This is a genomic window from Martelella sp., from assembly GCF_984369615.1.
In genome coordinates, this window is record NZ_CFHTCS010000325.1 from 1 (window position 1) to 4,820 (window position 4,820).

Annotated in this window: 6 protein-coding genes; 5 read left to right on the top strand and 1 reads right to left on the bottom strand. The window is 62.7% G+C overall.

The features are described 5' to 3' along the window. Positions 1–452, bottom strand: a 452-nt coding sequence (locus AC5DC2_RS19360; protein ID WP_491699648.1) for a Crp/Fnr family transcriptional regulator, incomplete at its 3' end; no start/stop codon positions are given. Between the two features lie 196 nt (positions 453–648). Here AC5DC2_RS19360 and hemN point away from each other — a divergent pair. The 5 genes from hemN to AC5DC2_RS19385 form a co-directional block, all read left to right on the top strand. Next, positions 649–2,001 (top strand): oxygen-independent coproporphyrinogen III oxidase, encoded by a 1,353-nt coding sequence (gene hemN, locus AC5DC2_RS19365; RefSeq protein ID WP_491699649.1) that lies wholly within the window; start codon positions 649–651, stop codon positions 1,999–2,001. A 102-nt stretch (positions 2,002–2,103) separates the two neighbouring features. Next, a complete protein-coding gene (locus AC5DC2_RS19370; protein WP_024707087.1) occupies positions 2,104–2,385 on the top strand; it encodes an acyl carrier protein in 282 nt (93 codons plus the stop codon). Between the two features lie 99 nt (positions 2,386–2,484). After that, entirely contained in the window at positions 2,485–2,973 is a 489-nt protein-coding gene (locus tag AC5DC2_RS19375) for a 3-hydroxyacyl-ACP dehydratase FabZ family protein (RefSeq protein ID WP_024707088.1), read from the top strand. 1 nt (position 2,974) lies between these two features. Continuing rightward, positions 2,975–4,177, top strand: coding sequence for a beta-ketoacyl-ACP synthase (locus tag AC5DC2_RS19380; protein ID WP_491699650.1), 1,203 nt, complete (start codon positions 2,975–2,977; stop codon positions 4,175–4,177). A 14-nt stretch (positions 4,178–4,191) separates the two neighbouring features. Then, positions 4,192–4,820 (top strand): beta-ketoacyl synthase N-terminal-like domain-containing protein (locus AC5DC2_RS19385; RefSeq protein WP_491699651.1); only part of this gene is annotated, 629 nt, incomplete at its 3' end.

Consider the following 4,820-nt stretch of genomic DNA (forward strand, 5'->3'; position numbering starts at 1 on the left):
CGCGCGGCCTCGTCGAGCTCCTTCAGCGACTGGTCGTAGAGCTTGTGCTCCAGGCCGGGCGTGTCGGCGATCATCCGCTCGATCGCGGCGCGGGGAAAGGCGCAGATTTCCGTCGCCGTCGCCGCTTCCGCCGTCAGCGAGCTTTCGCGGGAAAACGGCCGGCCGAGAAAATCGGGGGCGAACTGCAGGCCGACGATCTGCTGGCGACCGTCCGCCATCATCTTGGAGAGCTTGACCACGCCGCGCAGGATATTGGAGTAGCTGTTGACGTTCTCGCCCTGGCCGACGACCTCCGTACCGGGATCGATCGTCCGCTTCGAGGACTGCTTGTTGAGCGCAGCCAGCTGTGAACCGTTGAGGACCGAGCAAATGCCGCCGTGGCGCGCCTCGCAGGCCCGGCAGACCTGCGGTATGACGTCATCGTCGCTTGCGAAATGCGGCTTTTCATCCATGGTTTCACCAAATTGCAGCCTTCTCACAAGGGCTGCCGTTAATTCCTGATCCGTCTAGACGCCCTTTGCCCGGCGTGCAACCATTTAGCGGACGGCGCGGACGGATGACATCTTCATTCCTTGATTAAAGTCAAAGCCGGGGTGAGCGCAAGACGATAACGACAATCTGGTCCCGCATGAGCAAGGGTTTTTCGCCATGACATCCAGCCGGCAGTTGCTGAAGACGTTCTCGCGCCCCGTTCCGCGCTATACGAGCTATCCGACGGCGCCGCATTTTCACGGCGGAATTTCGGGAGCGGATGTCAGTTCCTGGGTGAGGGCGCTTTCCCGGGAAGACAAGCTGTCGCTCTACGTCCATATTCCCTATTGCGACCGGCTCTGTTGGTTCTGCGCCTGTCACACGAAGCATACGCTGCGCTACGAGCCGATCACTGCCTATCTGGAAAGTCTCCGCCACGAAATCAAGAGCGTTGGCGCAATGGTCCCGTCCGGCGTCAGGGTTACCGCCCTGCATTGGGGCGGCGGATCGCCGACGATGCTGACGCCGGACGACATGCGCCGGCTGATGGGATGGTTGCGGGAGTCCTTCGACTTTGCCCAGGACGCGGAGATCAGCGTCGAGATGGATCCGAACGACCTTGACGAGGCGCGCTACGATGCGCTTGCCGGGATCGGCTTGACCCGCGCCAGCCTCGGCGTTCAGGATTTCGACGAGACCGTGCAGAAGACGATCAACCGCCTGCAGAGCTTCGAGCAGACCGCCGCGGTGATTGCCGCCATGCGCGCCCGCGGCGTGCGCTCGGTCAATTGCGACCTGCTCTACGGCCTGCCGCACCAGAGCCTTGAGACGCTGTCGCGCACCGTCAAACAGATCACTTCGCTTCGCCCGGACCGGATCGCGCTTTTCGGTTATGCGCATGTACCGTGGATGAAGAAGCACCAGACGCTGATTCCCGAGGACGCGTTGCCGGATGCAGAGGCCCGGTTCGAGCAGATGACCCTTGCCGGCGATATGCTGGCGGCGGCCGGCTATCAGCCGATCGGCATCGACCATTTCGCGCTTCCCGACGACAGCCTGGCGGCTGCGGCGAGAACAGGAAGGCTGCATCGCAATTTCCAGGGTTATACAGATGACGGCGCGGATGCGTTGATCGGGCTCGGAGCCTCTTCGATCAGCGAGGTGAAGGAAGGCTACTGGCAGAATATTCCGGCGATCGGCGAATATCGCCGTCTGGCGGAGGCCGGCGAACTGCCGGTCGTGCGCGGGATCGCGATTGATGACGAGGATCGCCTGCGCCGCTTCGTCATCGAGAGGGTCATGTGCGCCTATGGGTTTTCCGCCTGCGAGCTGCGTGCCCGTTTCGGCGAGGCGGCCGAGCATGTGATGGCCGAGGCGAGGGCCTATGCGCGTCACAATCCCGAGATCTGTCGCTTCGACGCCTTCGGTTTTCGTCTGGAAAATGCGGCATTTCCCTTCGCCCGCTCTGTTGCCGCGACTTTCGATACCTATCTGGAGGGCGGCCGGGGGCGTCACTCCTCGGCGGTCTGATCAAATGTCGAAAAATGAGCATCCGGTGCCCCGTGGCCATTGGCTTTTCGCCAATCTTTGCCTATGAGAAGGGCTGAATTGATAGTTTGAAGAGGTACAGGCGTGAGCGCTACATTCGATAAGGTTGCCGATATCATCGCTGAAACGAGCGAAATCGACCGCGACAAGATTACGCCGGAAAGCAACACGATTGACGATCTGGGCATCGACAGTCTTGATTTCCTGGATATCGTCTTTGCCATCGACAAGGAATTCGGTATCAAGATTCCGCTCGAAAAATGGACTCAGGAAGTCAATGAGGGCAAGGTCGACGCGGATGAGTATTTCATCCTGAAGAATCTCTGCGCCAAGATCGACGAGCTGAGGGCGGCCAAACAGGCCTGACTTCGCCAGGCAGCGCTCTTCGGCGGACAAGCTTCGGGGCCTGCCGTGGCTTCCGTTTCCTGACCGTGAACTTGCAGGCGGGAGAGGCTGAAGGCATTCATGCTGCTCGAATATTTCCAGATGATCGATGAGGTCGTGTCCGTGGATATAGCCGCGGGCAGGATCGTCGCGCGTTCGACGGTGCCGGAAGAGAGCCCCGTGTTCGAGGGGCATTTTCCCGGCATGCCGCTTGTGCCGGGCGTGCTCTTGATCGAGACCATGGCGCAGGCGTCCGGCATGCTGCTGCTGGGCGTCAACAATTGTTCGGCCATGCCCTTTCTGATGATGGTCGACAGCGCCAAGCTGCGCAGCTTCGTCGAGCCGCATGCCGTGCTCGATATCGAGGCGGCGCTGGAGCACGAAGGCTCGGGCTTTGCCGTGACCAAGGCGAAGATCGCGTCTGCCGGCAAGCCGATCGCCAGCGCGCAGCTGAAATTCCGCACGCTTTCTTTTGAAGACAATGATCTGGCGCCGATCGTCCGGCGACGGGCCGAGGAAGTCGGCCTGTTCGCCGCGATCGAGAACGGCCAGACCGTGGAAAGGTCCTGAAATGACGAAATCGGACAATGATGTCGTTGTCACCGGTATCGGGCTTGTGACCAGTTTCGGCGTCGGCCAGGAGCCGCATGTCGCGATGCTGACCGGCGGCGCGGCGCCCGATATGCGCGTCGATGACGAAATCTGCGCGCCCTATCCGGTGCATCCGCTGCCCGAGATCGACTGGAAAGACCAGATCCCGAAGCGCGGCGACCAGCGCCAGATGGAGAACTGGCAGCGCCTCGGCGTCTATGCCGCCGGTCTGGCGCTCGATGACGCCGGCGTGAAGGGCAATGACGAGATCTGCTCGACCATGGACATGATCGTGGCTGCCGGCGGCGGCGAGCGCGACATCGCCGTCGACACGATGATCGTCAACGAGGCGCGCGAACGCTCCGACCGTGAAATCCTGCTGAATGAAAAGCTGACGACCGAACTGCGCCCGACGCTTTTTCTCGCGCAGCTTGCCAATCTGGTTGCCGGCAATATCTCGATCGTCCACAAGGTCACCGGTTCGTCGCGCACCTTCATGGGCGAGGAAGCCGCCGGCATTTCGGCTGTCGCAACCGCCTATGCCCGCATTCTCGCGGGCCAGTCGACGCATACGCTGGTCGGCGCCTCCTTCGTTGCCGAACGGCGCGACATCCTGTTGATGTTCGAGGCCGTTCACGCGCTGTCGCGCGGCAAATGGGCGCCGCTCTGGGACAGGGCGGCCGAAGACGACGGCGGCATGGTCATGGGTTCGGCAGGCGCATTCCTCGTGCTCGAATCCCGCGCCTATGCCGAAGCGCGCGGCGCGCATATCTATGCCACGCTCTCCGGCGTTGAAGGCGATCGCGGCAAGCGTGAGGACGGAAACTTCGAAGAACGCTTTGCCCGACTTCTTGCCGATGCCGGTTTTGAGGGCGGAACGAACGAAGCCGTCTTCTCCGGCGCCACCGGCCTCAGCGCACTGACGAAGCAGGAAGCCGATGTTCTGAAGTCCGGTTTCCCGGATACGCCGCTGCGCGGCTATACGGGCATGACCGGCCACGCCATGGAAGCCAACTTCCCCCTCGGCATCGCGCTGGCCGCGCTTTCGCTCGATGCCAAGGCGCGGGTGCCCGTCTTCAATGACGGCGAGGCATCGATGCCGGCGCCGGCTGAAAAGATCGCCGTGACCACCGTCGGCCTGCAGCGTGGCGAAGGCGTTGCCGTGCTTGTCGGCGAGAAGTGAGAGAGGATGGGCAGATGAGCAAATTTACCGATCACCTTGGCCGTCCGCTGGTTGCCGTCACCGGCATGGGCGTCGTCACCTCGCTCGGGCGCGGTCTTGCGGACAACTGGGAGAAGCTGACCGGCGGCGTTTCCGGGATCCACGCGATCTCGCGCTTTCCGACCGACCACCTGTCCACGCGCATTGCCGGCACGGTGGACTTCATCCCCTCCGAGCAGAACCCCGTGGCGCGGTCCTATGCCTTTGCCGAGGCGACGATCGAGGAAGCGTTGGAGATGGCCGGGCTTTCCGGCGACTTCGACGCGCCGCTGTTTCTCGCCGCCCCGCCGGTCGAGCCGGAATGGTCGATGCGCTTCGACCTTGCCGACCGCGCGCCGCCGCCAAGCGAAGAGAACGACGCTTACATCCGTTTTCTCGCCGCCATGCGCGAAAAGGCAGATCCCGCCTTCCACGAGGCCGTGATGTTCGGTTCGATCTCGGAGCGGATCGCCGACCGATTCGGCACGCGAGGCCTGCCGGTGACGCTGTCGACAGCCTGTGCTTCCGGCGCCACTGCGATCCAGCTCGGCGTCGAGGCGATCCGCCAGGGCCGCACCGACAGGGCGATGACCGTTGCTACCGATGGTTCGGTGACGGCCGAGGC